The organism is Serratia sp. (in: enterobacteria) (assembly GCF_051654945.1).
Taxonomy (GTDB): domain Bacteria; phylum Pseudomonadota; class Gammaproteobacteria; order Enterobacterales; family Enterobacteriaceae; genus Chania.
The window spans coordinates 1-2,292 of the sequence record NZ_JBOFZA010000108.1 but is presented as its reverse complement, the minus strand read 5'-3'; the positions used below and the strand labels follow the sequence as shown (position 1 = coordinate 2,292).

The window sequence follows — 2,292 nt, the reverse complement described above, 5'->3', positions numbered from 1 at the left end:
TGTCAACCGTTTTTGAAAATGTCCTAAAAATTTTAAAACATTAGCACCAGCTATAGCTGGTGCATTTCTATGAGCTTAAGAGGTTTCGTTTTTTGTGTTATGATACTTGTTTTATCGCGCCTTCAGGGCAGTAAATGTTCTAGATAACTCTGTCTAATATTTAATTGTTAGACATTATTTAGAAATAATCGTATTCAGGTGTCTCTTTCCTCAACTTCAACCGGTTGTAGTAGGTTGCTCTGCTTACATTCAGTTTTTTTGCAATCGCTTTCGCTGCCATCCCTTCCATCCGCCATTGCTCTATCGTTTCCCAACTGACACTGCTGGCTTCAAACGGACGACCCGCATTTCGTGTCCTTCGATAATGAAGTTCTTTTGCATCCCATCGGATTTCCAGATTACACAGGCCTGGCTTGCCGGTGCTGTTATCATTCATAGATCTGACCTCAATACCAAACGGCAACAAGGCTTCCTGAAGCTTTCTTATCTGATATTCAGCTGTTTGCTCACTAATTATAAGCTGTATGCCTTCTTTTCTGTAACAATGACTGTTCATGAATCATTAACTCCTTTTTCATTTCAAAGACTGCCTCTGTGTTTCGATTTGTCCTGGAATTCTCTTTTTACCAAGTAATTAAGTCACCATTGGTATCAGACGATGTATCCAGGTGGTATGCCTGCTGTGAAATCATCACATCCGATGGCTTTTCAATTTTTGGGTACCACAAATAAACCTCTGCCAAATAGATTCTTTCCAGTTTGACGGAAGATTTTTTCGATTTGCATTTACGGTTATGCGGGTACTCCATCCGAAAAATAATCATAAGGGACATGCTTCATAAATGTATCGTTTCTCCAAGGATGTCTGGGCGATGGGATGTTTCGTTTTTTCGGTTTCTCCTCAGTCGCCTTAATATCAAAGTTCCGGGAAGTCTGCTCATGCAGAGGGATCTCATCCAGCACATAAATCTGATCATTGGTACTAAACAGGAGCTCCCCTGCAAATGTCTGGATAACCAAACCCTTCACCCCGCGATGATAATGGACCTGTAATCCATGGGAATCCATGGTCTTATAATGCTTGTTCTGGAACTTGATGCAATGCCCATTGTCCACGGTACGTGGTGTCAGGATTGCCAGCGTCTGATTTATAGTATCTAAATCTGGTTGCATAACGAAGACAGATTTGCTATGATTGATGGGAAGAGCAAATTTTGCGTTGTATTCTTTTATGTAGGAGTTCAAGAATGCATTAGCTTCGTCTATGGTGGTGATGCCTTTCAGCCGAAGTTCGACTGGAAGGCGTGACTGCAATGTCTGGAACAGCCGTTCTACCCGTCCTTTTGCCTGCGCAATGCTGGTTGTCTTGATTTCAATCCCTAGCTGCTTACAAGCATAACTAAACTGCGTAAAGGTATCCTTGCCGATCTCCTTCATTTTCTTGTTTTTATATTCAAATACAGTACGGTTATCTGTGTAGAGCATGTTTGGTATCCCATAGCCAGTCAGTATCTGATGCAGGACATGGTAATAACCTTTCAATGTCTCCTGCTCATCGAAATAAGCCCCGGTGATCGTACCGGTACAGTCATCTATGGCAACATGGAGCTGTGTCTTGGTGTTCCCAAACCAGAGATGTACGGAGGCATCCATCTGCAGCATCTCACCAAAGAATGCACATCTGGGTCTTCGGGAATGGGAGTCCCCAACATCCACAATGCTGGACATAATGAGATCCTTTTCCTTCTTTGTCTTGGCGGTCTTGTACATGTCCCGTAAAAGTTTGTTCATGTGCTTACGTGTGCGTCTTGTAGCCCTCGGTGAAAGAATGAATTCGTTGTAAAGGATTTTTCGAAGGCAGGAGGGTGAGATGCAAATGGAATCATGAGTCTCAAGGAGCTCGCAACAATGGGTGAAGTTTGCATCCCAATACTTATTGTTGTAGAGGGTGACAATTTCTGTCTTCTGCTGGTCAGTTAGGGCATGGACAGGTTTACGACCTGTGTTGCCATGGAGGAAACCGCTCTTTCCCTTTTGCTTATAGGTGGTTAGTAGCCGTCCTATATGACGGACAGTGCATCCGATCTTAACTGCGGCAGTATTCTTGGTAATATGGCCTTCTGCCATACGTTTTATGATTTCGTATTTCTCTTGTGCTTCCATTGATAATGATACCTTTCTCATTTAAAGTCTCCTCATCTGATTTATTCATGAGGGATAAGTATACCATACAAATCATAATAGGACATTATCACGTGTGGTATATAAGGACATTATCATAAATCGGGCAGA

At 42.4% G+C, this 2,292-nt stretch carries 2 protein-coding genes; both read right to left on the bottom strand.

Annotated features, from left to right (window positions below):
* Nucleotides 1–178: 178 nt before the first annotated feature.
* Nucleotides 179–556, bottom strand: coding sequence for a helix-turn-helix domain-containing protein (locus tag ACRDCA_RS25175; protein ID WP_438691970.1), 378 nt, complete (start codon nt 554–556; stop codon nt 179–181).
* A gap of 236 nt (nt 557–792) precedes the next feature.
* The gene (locus ACRDCA_RS25170) at nt 793–2,184 is read right to left on the bottom strand and encodes an ISNCY family transposase (RefSeq protein ID WP_438691969.1); all 1,392 of its coding nucleotides are present in this window, start codon (nt 2,182–2,184) and stop codon (nt 793–795) included.
* Nucleotides 2,185–2,292 lie beyond the last annotated feature (108 nt).

Bases quoted from the DNA above. Each gene is read 5' to 3' on its own strand.
- ACRDCA_RS25170 (WP_438691969.1), bottom strand. From the start codon at position 2,184: ATGAGAAAGGTATCATTATCAATGGAAGCACAAGAGAAATACGAAATC.
- ACRDCA_RS25175 (WP_438691970.1), bottom strand. From the start codon at position 556: ATGAACAGTCATTGTTACAGAAAAGAAGGCATACAGCTTATAATTAGT.